Origin of the sequence: Ralstonia insidiosa (genome assembly GCF_008801405.1) — a bacterium.
GTDB lineage: Bacteria > Pseudomonadota > Gammaproteobacteria > Burkholderiales > Burkholderiaceae > Ralstonia > Ralstonia insidiosa.
Window position 1 is genome coordinate 308478 of record NZ_VZPV01000003.1, and the last position, 16684, is coordinate 325161.

General features: G+C 64.6%; 13 protein-coding genes. 9 read left to right on the plus strand and 4 right to left on the minus strand.

Annotated features, from left to right (window positions below):
- The first annotated feature begins 67 nt into the window (after nt 1–67).
- The 3 genes from F7R11_RS23600 (at nt 68) to F7R11_RS23610 (ending at nt 2689) form a co-directional block, all read left to right on the plus strand.
- A complete protein-coding gene (locus tag F7R11_RS23600; RefSeq protein WP_064807332.1) occupies nt 68–961 on the plus strand; it encodes a substrate-binding periplasmic protein in 894 nt (297 codons plus the stop codon).
- A 329-nt stretch (nt 962–1290) separates the two neighbouring features.
- Nucleotides 1291–1863, plus strand: a complete 573-nt coding sequence (locus tag F7R11_RS23605) for a DUF4337 domain-containing protein (protein ID WP_064807330.1) — start codon at nt 1291–1293, stop codon at nt 1861–1863.
- A 115-nt stretch (nt 1864–1978) separates the two neighbouring features.
- Complete coding sequence (locus F7R11_RS23610) at nt 1979–2689, plus strand: hypothetical protein (protein ID WP_064809046.1); 711 nt, start codon at nt 1979–1981, stop codon at nt 2687–2689.
- A gap of 35 nt (nt 2690–2724) precedes the next feature.
- On the opposite strand, the gene dbpA is transcribed toward F7R11_RS23610, so the two are convergent.
- Together dbpA and F7R11_RS23620 are read right to left on the minus strand one after the other, a co-directional pair.
- Entirely contained in the window at nt 2725–4122 is a 1398-nt protein-coding gene (gene dbpA, locus F7R11_RS23615) for an ATP-dependent RNA helicase DbpA (protein ID WP_064809045.1), read from the minus strand.
- A gap of 19 nt (nt 4123–4141) precedes the next feature.
- On the minus strand, nt 4142–4327 hold the full coding sequence (locus F7R11_RS23620) for a hypothetical protein (protein WP_021194013.1): 186 nt from the start codon (nt 4325–4327) through the stop codon (nt 4142–4144).
- Nucleotides 4328–4488: 161 nt separating this feature from the next.
- On the opposite strand from F7R11_RS23620, the gene imuA reads away from it, so the two are divergent.
- From imuA to F7R11_RS23645, 5 genes are all read left to right on the plus strand, one after another.
- Entirely contained in the window at nt 4489–5433 is a 945-nt protein-coding gene (gene imuA, locus F7R11_RS23625) for a translesion DNA synthesis-associated protein ImuA (protein ID WP_031329105.1), read from the plus strand.
- Nucleotides 5366–6949 carry a Y-family DNA polymerase gene (locus F7R11_RS23630; RefSeq protein WP_064807328.1) on the plus strand — a complete coding sequence of 528 codons (1584 nt, stop codon included), beginning with the start codon at nt 5366–5368 and terminating at the stop codon, nt 6947–6949. Before imuA ends, F7R11_RS23630 begins: the two co-directional genes overlap by 68 nt.
- Before the next feature lie 7 nt (nt 6950–6956).
- Nucleotides 6957–10193, plus strand: coding sequence for an error-prone DNA polymerase (locus tag F7R11_RS23635; RefSeq protein WP_064807326.1), 3237 nt, complete (start codon nt 6957–6959; stop codon nt 10191–10193).
- 560 nt (nt 10194–10753) lie between these two features.
- Nucleotides 10754–11215: a helix-turn-helix transcriptional regulator gene (locus F7R11_RS23640; RefSeq protein ID WP_064807324.1), complete on the plus strand. Its 462-nt coding sequence runs from the start codon at nt 10754–10756 to the stop codon at nt 11213–11215.
- Nucleotides 11216–11376: 161 nt separating this feature from the next.
- Nucleotides 11377–12561 carry an anion transporter gene (locus F7R11_RS23645; RefSeq protein WP_064807322.1) on the plus strand — a complete coding sequence of 395 codons (1185 nt, stop codon included), beginning with the start codon at nt 11377–11379 and terminating at the stop codon, nt 12559–12561.
- Nucleotides 12562–12565: 4 nt separating this feature from the next.
- Here the strand turns inward: F7R11_RS23645 and F7R11_RS23650 are convergent, their stop codons facing one another.
- A complete protein-coding gene (locus tag F7R11_RS23650; RefSeq protein ID WP_064807320.1) occupies nt 12566–13399 on the minus strand; it encodes an aldo/keto reductase in 834 nt (277 codons plus the stop codon).
- 153 nt (nt 13400–13552) lie between these two features.
- On the opposite strand from F7R11_RS23650, the gene F7R11_RS23655 reads away from it, so the two are divergent.
- Nucleotides 13553–14458 carry a LysR family transcriptional regulator gene (locus tag F7R11_RS23655; RefSeq protein WP_064807318.1) on the plus strand — a complete coding sequence of 302 codons (906 nt, stop codon included), beginning with the start codon at nt 13553–13555 and terminating at the stop codon, nt 14456–14458.
- Between the two features lie 55 nt (nt 14459–14513).
- On the opposite strand, the gene fusA is transcribed toward F7R11_RS23655, so the two are convergent.
- A complete protein-coding gene (gene fusA, locus F7R11_RS23660; protein ID WP_064807316.1) occupies nt 14514–16616 on the minus strand; it encodes an elongation factor G in 2103 nt (700 codons plus the stop codon).
- Nucleotides 16617–16684 lie beyond the last annotated feature (68 nt).

Sequence of the window (16684 nt, forward strand, 5' to 3'; positions counted from 1 at the left end):
GCGAGCCGGCGCTGTCCCAGTCTGCGTGCTGCGTCGGCTCGTCTATCTATCCGCCAGGAGAGGTCTCATGAACGCCCGTCTTCGGTTGGACACGGCTCGGTTCTTTTGTCGTCTTGGCCGGAGCCTTGCCAGCTTCCTAGTTGCTGCGGCAGTCATTTGGGTGGGCGCCGCACCGGCGCATGCCGACATGGCAAAGATTCGTCAGAGCGGCAGCCTGAAGGTCGCGCTGTACAAAGGCCTGCCGCCATTCTCAGACAACGTTGGCGGCCAGTTCACCGGCATCGACGTTGCGCTGGCGAACGCACTCAGCAAGCAGATGGGGTTGTCTGCCGCGCTGCTGCCGTTCGATGCCGACGACGACGGCATGTCGGGCGACCTGCGCAACATGGTTTGGAAGGGGCACTACCTGGGGTACGGCCCGGCCGACGTCATGCTGCACGTGCCGGTTGACCCCGCGTTCATACGCCAGAACCACCAGGTGCTGATCTTCGCGCCGTATCACCGTGAGGGGTTCGTGCTGGCCTACGATCATGACCGTATCCATCAGGTCAGCCGCTTCGAGGACTTGGCCGGCCAGCCGACCGGTGCGGAACAGGGGTCGGCAGGTGCCAATGCCTTGCTCTCGGGCGCCCAAGGCGCGCTGCGCGACAAGGTGAAGATCTACGCTGAAGCTGACGCGGCATTGCGCGCTTTGTTCTCCGGCGAAATCGCCGCGGTGATGGTGACGCGCTCGCAGTACGAAAGCGCGTTGAAAACGCAGGGCAAGTCTGCCGCACGCTTCCTCGTCACTGAACTTGAGTCGCCCGTTCTGCCTCCGCGTGGCTGGGCCATTGGCATGGCGGTCAAGGAGGATCAGCGCGCGCTGGCGCAGGCGCTGGAAAGTGCACTGCAAGCCCTGCGCGAGAGCGGTGAATTGCAGCGCATTTTTGCCCGGTATGGGGTGTCGATCGTGGCGCCTTAGGGGGTAACTTAAGGGGGTAACTTAGGGGGCAAATATCGCCCCCGTTCCTCCTCAACCTGGCTGCGAACCATCAGCACAAGTTTGGCTGGTCTTGCGAACCGTGCTTTCGGCGGCACAAACACGATCAGGTCCGCCCGGTTTCGTTGGCCTGCGCCACGAAATCGTCGCGGAAATCTGACCTGACACCCAGACGGATACCTTAGGGAAGGGTGTCCCATGCCGTTGGATACCTGCACTGCCGGGCGTTGCGTTTCCGTACAAGTCCATGCATTGTGAGGCCCGCGCCTGACGGGGCGCATGACCACACAAGACCAAAACGGGGAGCAACGATGTCTGAAGGATTTCACGTACACGGCGCACACGACCATGTGCTGGAACACGCCGCAGAAACCGGCCACGCCGACAGCTTTGCCGGCCGCATCGCCGTCATGACGGCCATTCTGTCGACCGCCGGCGCCATCTTCGGCTACCAGGGTGGTGCCACACAAAACGAAGCGTTGCTTGCCAAGAATGAAGCCGCCATCCACAAGACGGAAGCCGCCAACCGCTGGGCCTACTACCAGGCCAAGGGCCAGAAGCAGGCGATTGCCGAGCTGACCGCACAACTGCCCGGCGCCGATCAGGCGGCCGCCAAGCGCGAAGCCCAGCGCTACGCCACCGAAAAGGAAGACATCCGCCGCCAGGCTGAAGAGCAGGAACGCTTGGCCAAGGAAGCCGACGAAGCCAGCGAGCGCGCCGTGCATCACCACCATCGCTGGGCACAGGCGGTGGTGGCGATGCAGGTGTCGATTGCGCTGGCGGCCATCACGTTGCTGTCGCGCCGGCGCTGGCTGCAGGTGATCTCGTATGGTGTGGGTGGGCTGGGTGGTGTGTTGGCCGTGCTGGCGGTGTTGCACATCTAGACCAGCGCAATCGTTCATCCGTTCATCATGCGGTGGTTGCGCCGCCATGTGCGCTGCCGCCAGAATGTCGCCCGTGCAGGAGGCAGCCCGCCTCCCGAAACTGGATACGAACACCATGACACGCGGAATGTGGATACGGCGCGCAGTGGCAATCCTGGGCTTGTCGGCCAGCGTGCTGGCGATGGCAGCTGGCCCGGCAGTTGAGCCGGGCGAGTACATCTATGTGGAAGGCGGCAGCAGCCACGGCGCAATGTCGGTCAAGGGCAACCGCTTCAACATCGAAACCATGGGCGCGAACTGCCATACCTGCGCCGTCAGCGGTACGTTCAAGGGCCGCACCGGCGTGGCCGATGCATGCCGCATCGCGGTGTCGGGCGATAACGGCGTGCTCAAGCTCGATACGTCCGCCACGCAGGAAGCTTGCCGTGACTTCTGCGGCATGCGCGCCGGGTTCGATGGCGAGTATCGCCGTCCACCCGCTGCGTGCACTGATCGCCAACGTACGGTCCGCATCGGCCAGGCGCACAAGCAATACGCTGCCAAGGACTATGACGGCGCCCGCACGACGCTGCGTGCACTGCTCTCCGAATGCGACACCTTCATGGACTGGATCGAGCGCGACAAGGCGCGTAGCGACCTGGCCGTAACGGAATACCACCGTGGCGACAACCAACAGTGTCTGACGGCGTTGTCCGACACCGTGGCCGTACGCATGCAGGGCGACAGCTCAAGCTTCCTGCCGCCGTGCGACGCCGACAACTACGCCTCCACCAGCAAGGCCATCCTCTACAACCAGGGGTTGTGCAAGGCGCCAGCCAAGCACTGACAGTGCGGCCTTGAGCCTTGAGGACGGCGCAGGCGTCATTCGTCCATCAACCGAACCCGAACCTTCTTGCCCTTTACCGTGCCCCCGTTGAGCTTGCGTAGCGCGTCGCGTGCGATGCCGCGCTCGACGGCAACGTAGGTCGAGAATTCGGTCACGTTGATCTTGCCGATCTGGTCAGCGCGAAAGCCCGCGTCGCCGGTCAGTGCACCGAGGACATCGCCGGGGCGGATCTTGTCCTTGCGTCCGCCGAGAATCTGCAGGGTCTCCATCGGCGGCAGCAGCGGCGCTTCGCTGCCGCTGTCGAGCTCGGCAAGCTTGTGCCATTCGACCTCGCGCCCGAGCACCTCCTCGATATTGCCGACACGCCCCATCTCATCCATGCTCGCCAGGCTCAGCGCCCAGCCGTCCTGGTCGGCGCGGCCCGTGCGGCCGATCCGGTGCACGTGCACTTCGGGGTCAGGCGTTACGTCAACGTTGATGACCGCTTCGAGCTGCGCGATGTCGAGCCCGCGCGCGGCAACGTCGGTTGCGACGAGCACCGAGCAACTGCGGTTCGCGAACTGGATCAGCACCTGATCGCGTTCGCGCTGCTCCAACTCGCCATGCAGCGCGAGTGCGTGGATGCCTTGCGCGCGCAGCACGTCGAGCAGGTCGCGGCATTGCTGCTTCGTGTTGCAGAACGCGAGCGTGCTGACCGGCCGATAGTGCTTCAGCAATCGCCCGACCGCATGCAGTCGCTCGTTATCCGTTACCTCGTAGAAGCGCTGGCGGATCTTGCTGTCGTCGTGGCGCTCTTCGAGCTTCACCTCTTTCGGATTGCGCAGGATCTGGCGGCACAGCTTGGCGATGCCGTCCGGGTAGGTCGCCGAGAACAGCAGCGTCTGCCGGTCGGTCGGGCACTGGCGCACAACCGTGGCGATGTCGTCGAAGAAGCCCATGTCGAGCATCCGGTCCGCTTCGTCGAGCACGAGCGTCTTCAGCGCGCCGAGCGTGAGATTGCCGCGCTCGAGGTGGTCCATGATTCGACCCGGTGTGCCGACGACGATATGCGCGCCGTGCTCGAGGCTCTCCGCCTGCGGACGCATCGGCGTGCCGCCGCAGAGCGTCAGCACCTTCACGTTCTCTTCGGCGCGCGCGAGGCGGCGGATTTCCTGCGTGACCTGATCGGCGAGTTCGCGCGTCGGGCACAGCACCATCGCCTGCACGTCAAAGCTGCGTGCGTCGAGTCGCGTGAGCAGTGGGAGCGAGAACGCGGCGGTCTTGCCGCTGCCGGTTTTCGCCTGTGCGATCAGGTCGTGGCCCGCGAGCGTGATCGGCAGGCTCGCGGCCTGGATCGGCGTCATGTCGGTGTAGCCGAGCTGCGCGAGATTCGCGAGCACGGCGGGGGCGAGCGCAAGGGTGCTGAAAGGTGTGGCGGTCGGTTCGGTGGTCATGTTGTTGCGTCGGGTCAATTCAATTGAGCGGCCGGCCTTCGATTTGCTCGTAGACGACCGTGCCGTCGTCGGCTTCGAAACGCTCGACGTAGTTGCGCGCGCCACAGAGCGTGCAGCGGAACAGCGGCCCTTGGCCTTCGTCCTTGATAACGACTTCGGACAGTTCCCACTGCGTGCCGCAGCTCTGGTTTTTGCAAGTGAACACGGTTTTCTCCGGATGGGTTCGGTTGCGCACCGTTGGTGGCAAGGTGGGATGGGGCGACAAGATGGGGCAACGGCAAGGACGGTTAGAAACAGGCTAGCGCAGAGCGAAAGTTGTGATACTGTATATCCATACAGTATTCGCGATTTTCTCCCGCGCTTTCCATGTTTGCGCCGTCCCCGTCTCTTTTTCCCGCTGAAGGTGTCGCGGAACACCCTGTCGCCACTGGGCCGGCGGTGTGTGCGTCGCGCCTGCCTGCGCAAAGAGCCCGGATAGTACCAGCGCCCGAGACGCTGCACCCGGCGCTGTGGCGTGCAGGCAGCCTGGCACGCGCCAGTGGCCGCGTTCTGGCCACCGGTTATGACACGCTGAACACCGAATTGCCCGGTGGCGGCTGGCCGCTGGGCGGGCTGACCGAGTTGCTGTGTCCTCAGCCCGGTATCGGTGAGTGTCGTTTGCTGCGCCCGGCGCTGTCCACACTGTGCGCGGGGGCAGGGCTGAGTGGTGGACGGATTGCGCTAGTCGGCCCTCCACATCTACCCAACGCCGTGCGGCTGGTCGGCTGGGATTTTTCTCCTGAACAGATCGTCTGGGTGCGTGCCGACAAGCCTGCTGACCTGCTGTGGGCCGCCGAGCAGATCGTGCGCAGCCAAGCATTCGGCGGCGTGCTGATCTGGCTGAACCAGGCGCGCCCTGGAGCACTGCGCCGGCTGCAGGTGCTGGCACAAGCAGGCGAGAGCGCCATCTGGGTGTTCCGGCCGGCGCAGGCGTTGCGCGAGTCGTCGCCGGCGGTGCTGCGCCTTGGGCTGGTGCCGGCGGGTGGCGATGCGTTGTCCATCGTCTTTCACAAGCGGCGCGGGCCGTTGCGTGACACGCCGTTGCTGCTGCCGTTGGCGGATCCGTTGCAGGCGGGGCGCGCTTCCGTTCGTGCGTTGCCAACACAACCCGCCGAGCCCTTCACCATGGACCCGGCCACCGCGTCGCTGCTGGCCGCGCTGTCGTCTTCTTCTGCGTTCGATGCTCTGTCGGACGCTTCTGATCATGCCGTTCTGGATCGCGGTGCATCTGCCCCGACTGCCGCTGGACGCGCTTCGACCCCGGTGGTCTGACCGGGCCGCGCTGCCCCTGCCGGTGGTGGTGCTGGAGCAGGAGCGCGTGGTATCGGCCAACCGTCTGGCGGTGCGGGAAGGCGTGCATGCGGGCCTACGCCGGGCGGGTGCGCAGGCGCTGGTACCGCACGCTGTACAGCTTGAGCGTGATCCGGCGGCTGAAGCACGGCTGATGCAATCGCTGGCGCTGGCGCTGCTGGCATTCACACCACACGTGACGCTGGATGTGGCCGACGAGGCAACCGTGCTGCTGGAGGTGGAGGCAAGCCTGCGCCTGTTCGGCGGGCATCGCGCACTGTGTCGGGCGGTGAAGTATTGCGCGTACCGGTTAGGTGCCGTGCCCGTGCTCGGCGCCGGACCGACGGCGCGCGGCGCCGCATGGCTGGCGAGCACGCGACCGGTGCGCGGGCGTCGCACCGCAACTTCAGGCGGCCTGCAAGGTGGCGTACGACGGGCGGTGCGACTGGAACGCATGTCGACGTTGCTGGATGCATTGTCGATCGATGCCGTGGTTCGCCTGACACGCCCGGACTGGCTTGAGGGCCTCGGTTGCCGCAGGCTGGCCGACTTGCGCGGGCTGCCACGTGCGGGCCTGCGCCGCCGCTGCGGGCCATTGCTGGTTGATACGCTCGACGCGGCCTATGGCGATGGGCACGAGAGCTTCACATGGTTTGCTGCGCCGCTGCGCTTTGATGTGCCGCTGGAGCTGCCCGGTCGTATCGACAGCGCCGAAGGCGTGCTAGCGGCGTCTGAGCAACTGCTGCTGCAACTGGTCGGCTGGCTGTCGGCGCATCAACTGGGCGCCAAGACCTACCGGCTCACGCTGGAGCACGAGCGGCGGCGCGGCCGGAGCAGTGACGATGCCGTGTCTTCCACGCCGGTGGAGATCGCACTGGCGCAGCCGGTCCGTACGCTGGCGCATCTGTCACGCGTGCTGCACGAGCGTGTGCACCGGCTCACGCTGATCGCTCCGGTGGTCGAGCTGCGCCTGACGGTGACAGACGCCACACCGCTGGCGCCGCCCACCGAATCCTTGTTTCCCGAGCCGGGCGGCCGCGCGGAAGATGCAGCCCGCCTGATCGACACGCTCATCGCCCGGCTGGGTGCAGACAACGTGCGCCACCCGCAGCCATGCGCTGACCACCGCCCCGAACGTGCCAACCACTGGGTTGAGGTGAACGCTGCTACCACCGCGCATAGCCGCGCCGCTGTGCGTCAGGCGCTGGCGCAATGGCACGCGCAGCAGCCCGAGCGGCCGCTGTGGCTGCTGGAGAAACCCATCCCGCTGCTGACGCGCCAGCACTATCCGTACTACCGCGGACTGCTACGGCTGGTGTCCTTGCCCGAACGCATTGAATCCGGCTGGTGGGACGACGCCCTCATCAAGCGCGACTACTTCATCGCAGAAGGCCGGGGTGACGATGGCGCCGTGCGCTACTGGGTCTACCGCGAGCGTGTTTCGGCATCGGCCAGCGAGGAAGACGCCCGCTGGTATCTGCACGGCCTGTTCGGCTAAGCGTGCCATGGCGACAAGCACATTGCCCTCCATCGGCCTGCCTGACTATGCCGAGCTGCATTGCATCAGCAACTTCACGTTCCTGACGGGCGCGTCGCATCCAAAAGAATTGGTGGAGCGCGCCAAGCAATACGGCTATCAGGCCTTGGCGTTGACCGACGAATGCTCCGTGGCCGGCACCGCGCGTGCGCTTGTGGCGGCTAAGGAGCAGGACTTCAAACTCATCATCGGTAGCCGCTTTACCGTGCGCAATGCACAGGGCGAGCCCTGGCTGCGGTTGGTGCTGTTGGCGCAGAACATCGAGGGCTACGGCAACCTGAGCGAGGTCATCACACACGCGCGGCTGGCGGCGCCCAAAGGGGAATACCGCCTGCTGGCCGATGACTTGGCTGCGCCCAAGGGTGAGCTGGCCCACCTGCGCGGTGTGCCTGACTGCCTGGCGATTCTGCTGCCCGACTATGACGCCGATCCGCAACAACTACGCATGCAGGCGTTGTGGTGCCGGGGCGTATTTGGCGATCGGCTATCGATTGCGCTGGAGTTGCCGTTGCGGCATGCGGATGACCGCCATCGCGGCACGGTGGCGGCAGTCTCTGAGCAGCTCGATGTGCCCATGGTTGCCACCGGCGGCGTACAGATGCACACGCGGCAGCGCAAGCCATTGCACGATGTGCTGACGGCCATTCGCCTGTCCAAGCCGATTGCCGAGTGTGGATTGGAGCTGTCACCCAGCGCCGAGCAAGCCATGCGCACGCGCATGCAGCTCGCGTTTCTCTACCAGGGCGAGCGTGGCAAGCGTGCTCTGCAACGCAGTGTGGAGCTGGCCGGCTTGTGCAAATTCTCGCTCGATGAAATCGAATATGAATACCCGAGCGAGGTCGTGCCAGAGGGCATGACGCCTGCCGAGTACCTGCTCGCCGAGGTCCACGCCGGTGCCAAGCGGCGCTACCCACAAGGCACACCCGAGAAGGTGCTCAAGCAGATCGGCATGGAGCTCGATCTGATTGCCGATCTCGGCTACGAGCCGTTCTTCCTGACCGTTTACGACGTGGTGAAATTTGCTCGCAGCCAAGACATCCTTTGCCAGGGGCGTGGCTCGGCGGCCAATTCTGCGGTGTGCTACTGCCTGGGGATCACCGAGGTGGACCCGGACAGTGGCAATGCGTTGTTCGCACGCTTTCTTTCACGCGCACGCAGCGAGCCACCTGACATCGACGTCGACTTCGAGCATCAGCGCCGCGAAGAGGTCATCCAGTACATCTACAAAAAATACGGCGTGACACGCACCGCGCTGGCCGCATCGCTCATCACGTACCGCACGCGCAGTGCGTTGCGTGACGTTGGGCGCGCGCTCGGCATCGATCTCGGCATCATCGAGCAGGTCGCCAAGGGGCAGGCGTGGTGGGATAGCCGCAAGGAGTTTGCCGAGCGCGCTGGTCAGCAGGGGTTGGACCCGGAATCCCCGCTGGTGCAGCGCTGGGCTGAACTGGTGAGCGAGTTGCGCGGTTTTCCGCGCCACTTGTCGCAGCATGTGGGCGGGTTCGTGATCGCGCAGCACAAACTCTCGCGCCTGGTACCGATCGAGAACGCGGCCATGGAGAACCGCCGCGTCATCCAGTGGGACAAGGATGACCTCGAATCGCTGCGCTTGCTGAAGGTGGACGTGCTGGCGCTGGGCATGCTGACGGCCATTCGCCGCACGCTCGATATGGTCGACGCGCTGCCCGGTCGTCGTGCGTATTACAAGACGGCTGACAAGCTCGCCATGCAAGACCTGCCAGAGGGCGACGAAGAAGCCTACGACATGATCTGCCGTGCCGAGACCATCGGCGTGTTCCAGATCGAATCGCGCGCACAGCAATCGATGCTGCCGCGCCTGCGCCCGCGCAAGTATTACGACCTGGTGATCCAGGTGGCCATCGTGCGTCCGGGGCCGATCCAGGGCGGCATGGTCCATCCATATCTGCAGCGGCGCGAGGCCATGCGCAACGGCAACACCGATTGCGTGACGTATCCCGGCAAGGAAGTGGAGGGCGTGTTGAAGCGCACGCTCGGCGTGCCGATTTTCCAGGAGCAGGTCATGCAGATCGCCATTGATGCTGCGGATTTCACGCCCGACGAGGCTGACCGCCTGCGACGCGACATGGCTGCCTGGAAGCGCAAGGGCAATCTGGTGCAGCATCAGGTGCGGCTGAAACAGGTGATGGTGGAAGAGCGGAACTACGACCCGGCTTTCGTAGATGCGCTGTGCAGTCAGATGGAGGGCTTTGCCGAATACGGCTTCCCCGAAAGCCACGCGGCGGGTTTCGCCAAGTTGGCTTACATCAGCAGTTACTTGAAGTGTCATGAGCCGGCGGCGTTCTTTGCCGCGCTTCTTAACAGCCAGCCGATGGGGTTCTACTCGCCGTCACAGTTGGTGCAGGAGGCACGGCGCAGCCGGGTACGCGTGCTGCCGGTGGACGTGACGGCCAGCGTGTGGGACAGCACGTTGCACGAACGTCCGGGCGCGGCAGGCGAGGAGAGGGCGCAACCGGATATCCGCCTCGGTTTCAACCGCATCCGTGGTATGCGCCAACCGGCCGCCCAGCGCATCGAAGCGGCCCGGGCACAGGCCCCATTCACCAGCGTGGACGACCTGGCATATCGCGCGGAACTGGATCGCCACGACCTGAATGTGCTCGCCGCCGCCAACGCGCTCAAGCCGCTGGCTGGCCATCGCCGCCAAGCGTTGTGGCAGACGCTCGCACTGCAGGAGCCCGGGCATGACCATGCGCTACTGCGCCAAGCGCGTCCGGTGGAAGCTTCGCTTGTGCTGCCCGCCCCGCCCATCGGTGAGGAGGTGGTGGCCGATTACAGCAGCCTGGGTCTGTCATTGCAGCGTCACCCCATCAGCTTGCTGCGGCCCCGGCTTGACGACATGCGCTTTGTTACCGCCGCCACGCTGGCGGGGTATCGCAACGGACAGCTCGCACGCGCCTGCGGCATCGTCACGGTGCGCCAGCGGCCGGGCACGGCCAAGGGCACCATCTTCGTCTCCATTGAAGACGAGACCGGCACGATCAATGTCGTGCTCTGGCCGCGCCTGATCGAGCGCCAGCGCCGCGAGGTGCTGAACGCCCAACTCCTGGGCGTTTACGGCACATGGCAGTGTGAGCGCGAGACGCGGCACTTGGTCGCCCAGCACCTGGTTGATCTGACGCCACTTCTGGGGCGTCTGGCCACCTCCAGCCGCGATTTCCACTGAACCGGCACCCGCCGGTTGATTCCCCCAACGCCAACTGACCGCCGAGTCACCTTCCGGCACGGCAATTGCGTGACGAAAGGCGTGTGCCGCCCGCTCCCAAGATGCGCCCGTGACGCCGGGGTTGCCGATTTCAGGCGCCCACCCGAGACCCCTCCAATTGGTGGATAGGGCAAGCGCGGATCGACGAAACGTGGTGTGAGTGCAAGGATTTGCGCATGAGGCGTCACAAATGTGACACACCAAGCGAAGAAAACAGCATCTGCGAGGGAACCGACCCCTTACCGGGCTTGTCACGGTAAACACAGATGACGGGATGCGCTTTCATCACGCGTCAATGTTGGGTGCAGTCGAAATTACGTCTACTCTGTAGAAAACACATCGCGGAGGCCGCCACCCAAAGCGTGTGCAACGGTGTGCAATAGAACGACGACACCGACCGCACACATGTGTACGACCGCGAATCAAGGTGCAGCGCACCCGACATTCGCTTTGTTTTCAGCCCATCGTGCGGGTCCCCCCGGCCCGGCGGTGTTTCCCATCTCAGGTGCAGGAGCGAACAGATGGAACAGCCCTTCAAGCAGTTACACAGTCTGCGCAAGTCGCGCAAGCTCAAACAGGAAGACGTCGCCAAGATGGCCGGCATCTCCCGCGAAGCGTATTTGCGCGCGGAATCCGGTCGCGCCGACCCGCGCCTGTCGACGCTGATGGCCGTGGCCGGCGCGCTGGGGCTGGAAGTCGTGCTGGCCCCGCGCGAGGCGGTTGCCGAGATCGAGCGCGTGATTGCCAGCCATCCGACCCAGCCGCTGCAAGGCGGTGTGTCGAGCACCGAGGCCAGCCAGTCCGGTTCGATGGGCGGCTCGACCGGCGGTCACGGCCTGGCAGGCCAGTATCGCGGTCCGGAGCGTACCCCGCAGGCGGCCTACCACCCGAGTGGCGCCAGCGGCACGAGCGATCGCCCGAGCGCTGGCGGTACGGGTTCGTCTGGCGGCTCGGATCGTCCGGGCGGCTCGCGCGAGTCGTAAGCGAGCTGGCAAGCCTTGATCGGGTGCGCCCCGCGCGCCCGGTCTGCGGCTGCGCGCTTGCGTTGAGCGACTGAGGCTGCTGCACGTACAATCGGCCGGGCAAACCACGCCCGGTTGGTTTGTGCGCATCTGCGCCAACGTTTCCCTTTCCGTTTTTTCGTATGCACGGCAGTCCGTCTCGTACGCGCGTGGCACAAGCCATGCCGGCGCCCCATCCGGCCTCTGCCGCGCAGCATCACCCGCCGTTCTGGCACCACCTCAAACGCGACGTTTTCTTCTGGCTGCTGCTGCTCGTCTGCGGTGCGTTTTCGATCGTGTCGCCGCAGCGCGTGGCCGACTATCCATCGTTGGTCGACTGGCACACGATTGCTGCGCTGGCCGGCTTGCTGATCCTGACCAAGGCGGTTGAGTCCAGCGGCATGCTGCAATTGCTTGGCGTGCGTCTGGTTGATGCCGTCAGCAGCGAACGCGTGCTCGCGCTCAGCCTGGTGGGCGCGTCGGCGGCGTTGTCGACGTTGCTGACCAACGATGTCGCATTGTTCGTGATCGTGCCGTTGACCGTCGGCTTACGGCAGGTGGCGAAGTTGCCGGTCACGCGGTTGGTTATTTTTGAGGCGCTGGCTGTCAATGCAGGCTCGGCGCTCACACCGATCGGCAATCCGCAAAACCTCTTCCTATGGCACCAGTCTGGGTTGTCCTTCGGGGCGTTTGTCTGGCAGATGGCGCCGATGGTCGCCTTGCTGACTGTGCTGCTGCTGGTGGCCACGTGGCTGGCGTTTCCATCGCACGAAATCCATCTGCACGCCGAAACGGGTGATGTGGAAGTGCACAAGCGCCTGCTGCTGCCAGCGCTGGCGCTGTACGTGCCGTTTCTGGTGCTGACTGACCTGGGGTATCCGCTTGCAGCGCTGGCCGGACTGGTCGTGCTCTACCTTATTGGCGCGCGCTACGTGCTGGCGCGGGTGGACTGGGGCCTGTTGCTGGTGTTCGTGTTGATGTTCATCGACCTGCGTCTGGTGGCTCAGCTTGGCGTGGTACGGCAGACGCTGGATGCATTGGCGTTGGCCAATCCGATGCATTTGTACTGGGCCGGCATTGGCGTGTCGCAGGTCATCAGCAACGTGCCGGCCGCGATCCTGCTGGCCGAGTATTCGCACGATTGGCCGTTGATTGCCTTTGCGGTGAGCGTGGGCGGGTTTGGCACGCTCATTGGCTCGCTGGCCAACCTGATCGCGCTGCGCATGGCGGGGGATCGGCGTGCCTGGCTGGCATTCCACGCGTACTCGATCCCGTTCCTGGTGGTTGCGGCGGGGGCCGTGTACGCGTGGCTGACTTGGTTACGCTGAAGCGTTAGGCGGACACCGCATTCCAATCCGGCGCGAAGGTTGGCTGCACGTAGCGCAGCGTCTTGGGCAGGGCGGCAATGGCGGCGCGGTCTGCGTCGTCCAGGCGCAGGTTCAATGCGTCGAGGTTCGCCTGCTGGCTTTCGCGCCGCTGGGCCTTGGGGATGGCCATCACGTTGGGCTGATCCATCAGCCATGCAATGGCCACCTGGGCTGCCGACGCGCCATGCTTGCGGCCGATGGCCTGCAACATGGCATCCTCCGCCACGCGCCCTTGTGCCAGCGGAGCGTAGGCAGTGAGCGGAATTCCCCTGCCACCCAGATAAGCCAGCAGCGCCGACTGATCCAGAAACGGGTGGTATTCCACCTGCACGCAGGCCAGCGGCGCACCGATGGTGTCAATGGCGGTCTTGAGCATCGGCAGGTTGAAGTTGCACACGCCGATGGCACGCACGCGGCCGCTCTCACGTAGCGCCATCATGGCTTCCATGGTGGCCGCCATGTCCATGCCTGGTGCCGGCCAATGGACGAGATACAGATCGGCGTAATCCAGCTTCAACCTGGCGAGGCTCTGTTCGAGCGCCTGCGGGACGGCCTGCGGCGCGAGTTGGTCATGCCAGACCTTGGTGGTGACGAAGATCTCGTCGCGTGGCAGACCCGAGGCTGCGATGGCCGCGCCCACGGCGGCCTCGTTGGCATACATCGCGGCGGTGTCGATGTGCCGATAGCCAAGCGCCAGCGCGCTTTCGACCACAGGCTGGCAATCTTCATTGGGCACGCGGAATGTGCCGAGCCCCAGCCGGGGGATGGAAACACCTTGCGTCTTCAATGCGTGCTGCATGTGCGGCTCCTTGGGTTGCTTGATGAGTGAACGGAGGGACCAACGGGTGAACAGGCCGCCATGGTGCCGATCACTCAGCTTTGAATAAAGTGCGTAACATGCAAATTATTCGTGAAAAAAATCACGTAATGACGACGGGCAGAAGGGGTTTGCATGACGTTCGATGGGCAATTGTTCTCTGGCATCACGCTGCTGGCAGCCGTGGCAGAAAGCGGCAGCTTCGTACGTGCGGCCGATGCGCTGGGGTTGTCGCCGTCCGGGGTGAGCCGTGCGGTCAGTCGGCTGGAGGCGCGCATTGGCGTGCGCCTGATCGAGCGGACTACGCGTTCGCTTACGTTGACTGATGAGGGCCGACGCCTCTACGAGCAAGTCAGCCCGCACCTGACGGGTATCGCCGAGGCCGCTGCCATGGCTTCGGGCGCAGCGGGCGCTGTGCAGGGCCGACTGCGGGTGAACGTCGATCCGTTTTTCTCGCGGATGGCGTTGGCGACGCCGGTGGCAGGTTTCCTGGAGCGCCATCCTGATCTGTCGCTGGAGCTCATCATGCGTGACGACGTGGGCGATCTGGTGGCCGATGGGTTTGATCTGGCGATCCGATTCGGGCCACCGCCGGTGGGCTCGTTCGTGGCGCGCAAATTGATCGACACGCGCATCGTGACCGTGGCGTCGCCGGGTTACATCGCCCGTCACGGAAAACCCGCGCACCCGCGCGATGTGCCGTCACACGAGCGCATCCTGTTCTACAACCCGGTCACGGGGCGCCCCTACGAGTGGGAGTTCTGGCGCAAGGACGAGCGCATCGAGATCCGGCCCGCCGGGCGGTTGATGGTGTCGGACGTGCGCACGATGCACGCGGCGTGCGTGGCGGGGGCGGGCATTGCCCAGGTGATGGCGCTGGGTACGGAAGACCTGCGGCGCAGCGGCCAACTGGTCGACCTGTTCCCCGACTGGCCGGACGAACGCTTTGCCTTGTACGCGCTGTACCCATCGCGGCGCCACCTGCCGGCCAAGGTGCATGCGTTCATCGATTTCTGTGTTGAGAACCTGCCCGCGGGTTAGCCCGCAAAGCACTGCGGCCGCACGAGGCGGCCGCAGCGGATGAAGCAAAACAGCCTTAGACCTTCTTGGCCGAGATCACCGCTTCAGACACATTGCGCGGGGCTTCCGCGTAGTGCTTGAACTCCATCGTGTACGTCGCGCGGCCCTGTGTGGCGGAGCGCAGCGCGGTGGAGTACCCGAACATCTCGGCCAGCGGCACCTCGGCCTTGACGATCTTGCCGCCGCCACCCGCGATGTCTTCCGTGCCTTGCACCATACCGCGCCGTGAAGAGAGATCGCCCATCACGTTGCCCATGTAGTCTTCGGGCGTTTCCACTTCCACGGCCATCATCGGTTCGAGCAGGATGGGGCCGGCCTTGCGCATCGCGTCTTTGAAGGCCATCGAACCGGCCATGCGGAACGCGTTTTCGTTCGAGTCGACATCGTGGTACGAGCCGAAGGTCAGGCGCACCTTCACATCCACCACCGGGTAGCCGGCCAGCACGCCCGTGTTGAGCGTGTCGCGGATGCCCTTGTCCACCGCCGGGATGAACTCGCGCGGGATCACACCGCCCTTGATCTCGTCGACGAACTCGTAGCCCTTGCCCTCGTTCGGCTCCAGCGTGATGACCGCATGGCCGTATTGGCCGCGCCCGCCCGACTGCTTGACGAACTTGCCTTCGACGTCTTCGGCGGCCTTCTTGATGGTTTCGCGGTACGCCACCTGCGGCTTGCCGACGGTCGCTTCCACGCCAAACTCGCGCTTCATGCGGTCGACCAGGATTTCCAGGTGCAGCTCGCCCATGCCGGAAATGATGGTCTGGCCCGATTCCTCATCCGTCTTCACGCGGAACGACGGGTCTTCCTGTGCCAGGCGGTTCAGGGCGATGCCCATCTTTTCCTGGTCAGCCTTGGTCTTGGGTTCCACGGCCTGGCTGATGACGGGCTCGGGGAATTCCATGCGCTCCAGCACGATCACGTTTTCGGGGTCGCACAGCGTCTCGCCGGTCGTCACGTCTTTCAGGCCCACGGCGGCGGCAATGTCGCCGGCCAGCACTTCCTTGATCTCTTCGCGCTGGTTGGCGTGCATCTGCAGGATGCGGCCCAGGCGCTCCTTCTTCTGCTTGACCGAGTTGTAGACCGTATCGCCCGAGTTGATCTTGCCCGAGTACACGCGGAAGAACGCGAGCTGGCCGACAAACGGGTCGGTCATGATCTTGAAGGCGAGCGCGGAGAACGGCTCGCTGTCGCTCGGATGGCGCTCCAGCGGCTCGTCCTTTTCGCCGTGGCCTTCAATGGCGGGAATGTCCACCGGCGAGGGCAGGTAGTCAACCACCGCATCGAGCATCGCTTGCACGCCCTTGTTCTTGAACGCGGAGCCGCACAGCATCGGCTGGATTTCGCCGGCGATGGTGCGTTTGCGCAGGGCGCGCTTGATCTCTTCCTCGGTCAGCTCTTCGCCGCCGAGGTATTTGTTGAGCAGCTCTTCACTCGCCTCGGCTGCGGCTTCGACCATCTTTTCGCGCCATTCCTGGGCGATGGGCAGCAGCGCCGGGTCGATGTCGACGTACTCGAACTTCACGCCCTGCGAGGCATCGTCCCACAGGATCTCTTTCATCTTGACGAGGTCGACCACGCCACGGAAACCGTCTTCCGCGCCAACGGGAATCTGGATCGGCACTGGGTTGCCCTTCAGGCGCTCGCGCATCTGGCGCTCAACGCGGAAGAAATCCGCGCCGATGCGGTCCATCTTGTTGACGAACGCGATGCGCGGCACCTTGTACTTGTTGGCCTGGCGCCAGACGGTTTCCGACTGCGGCTGCACGCCGCCCACGGAGTCGTAGACCATGCACGCGCCATCCAGCACGCGCATAGAGCGTTCCACCTCGATGGTGAAATCGACGTGCCCGGGGGTGTCGATGATGTTGATGCGGTGCTCGGGGTAGTTACCCGCCATGCCTTTCCACATGCAGTGGGTGGCGGCGGACGTGATGGTGATGCCGCGCTCTTGCTCCTGCTCCATCCAGTCCATCGTGGCCGCGCCGTCATGCACCTCGCCAATCTTGTGATTGACCCCGGTGTAGAACAGGATGCGCTCGGTCGTGGTGGTTTTGCCGGCGTCGATGTGCGCTGAGATGCCGATGTTGCGATAGCGCTCGATGGGGGTCTGGCGGGGCATGATGGATCTCTTGGAGAAAGTCTCGCTTCACGCCCTCCACACCATGCGAAGGGCGAATGTGCGAGTGG

What these genes read in the sequence shown, in the direction of transcription:
- F7R11_RS23600 (WP_064807332.1), top strand. Translation starts at nt 68, where the DNA reads ATGAACGCCCGTCTTCGGTTGGACACGGCTCGGTTCTTTTGTCGTCTT.
- F7R11_RS23605 (WP_064807330.1), top strand. Translation starts at nt 1,291, where the DNA reads ATGTCTGAAGGATTTCACGTACACGGCGCACACGACCATGTGCTGGAA.
- F7R11_RS23610 (WP_064809046.1), top strand. Translation starts at nt 1,979, where the DNA reads ATGACACGCGGAATGTGGATACGGCGCGCAGTGGCAATCCTGGGCTTG.
- dbpA (WP_064809045.1), bottom strand. Translation starts at nt 4,122, where the DNA reads ATGACCACCGAACCGACCGCCACACCTTTCAGCACCCTTGCGCTCGCC.
- imuA (WP_031329105.1), top strand. Translation starts at nt 4,489, where the DNA reads ATGTTTGCGCCGTCCCCGTCTCTTTTTCCCGCTGAAGGTGTCGCGGAA.
- F7R11_RS23630 (WP_064807328.1), top strand. Translation starts at nt 5,366, where the DNA reads ATGCCGTTCTGGATCGCGGTGCATCTGCCCCGACTGCCGCTGGACGCG.
- F7R11_RS23635 (WP_064807326.1), top strand. Translation starts at nt 6,957, where the DNA reads ATGGCGACAAGCACATTGCCCTCCATCGGCCTGCCTGACTATGCCGAG.
- F7R11_RS23640 (WP_064807324.1), top strand. Translation starts at nt 10,754, where the DNA reads ATGGAACAGCCCTTCAAGCAGTTACACAGTCTGCGCAAGTCGCGCAAG.
- F7R11_RS23645 (WP_064807322.1), top strand. Translation starts at nt 11,377, where the DNA reads ATGCACGGCAGTCCGTCTCGTACGCGCGTGGCACAAGCCATGCCGGCG.
- F7R11_RS23650 (WP_064807320.1), bottom strand. Translation starts at nt 13,399, where the DNA reads ATGCAGCACGCATTGAAGACGCAAGGTGTTTCCATCCCCCGGCTGGGG.
- F7R11_RS23655 (WP_064807318.1), top strand. Translation starts at nt 13,553, where the DNA reads ATGACGTTCGATGGGCAATTGTTCTCTGGCATCACGCTGCTGGCAGCC.
- fusA (WP_064807316.1), bottom strand. Translation starts at nt 16,616, where the DNA reads ATGCCCCGCCAGACCCCCATCGAGCGCTATCGCAACATCGGCATCTCA.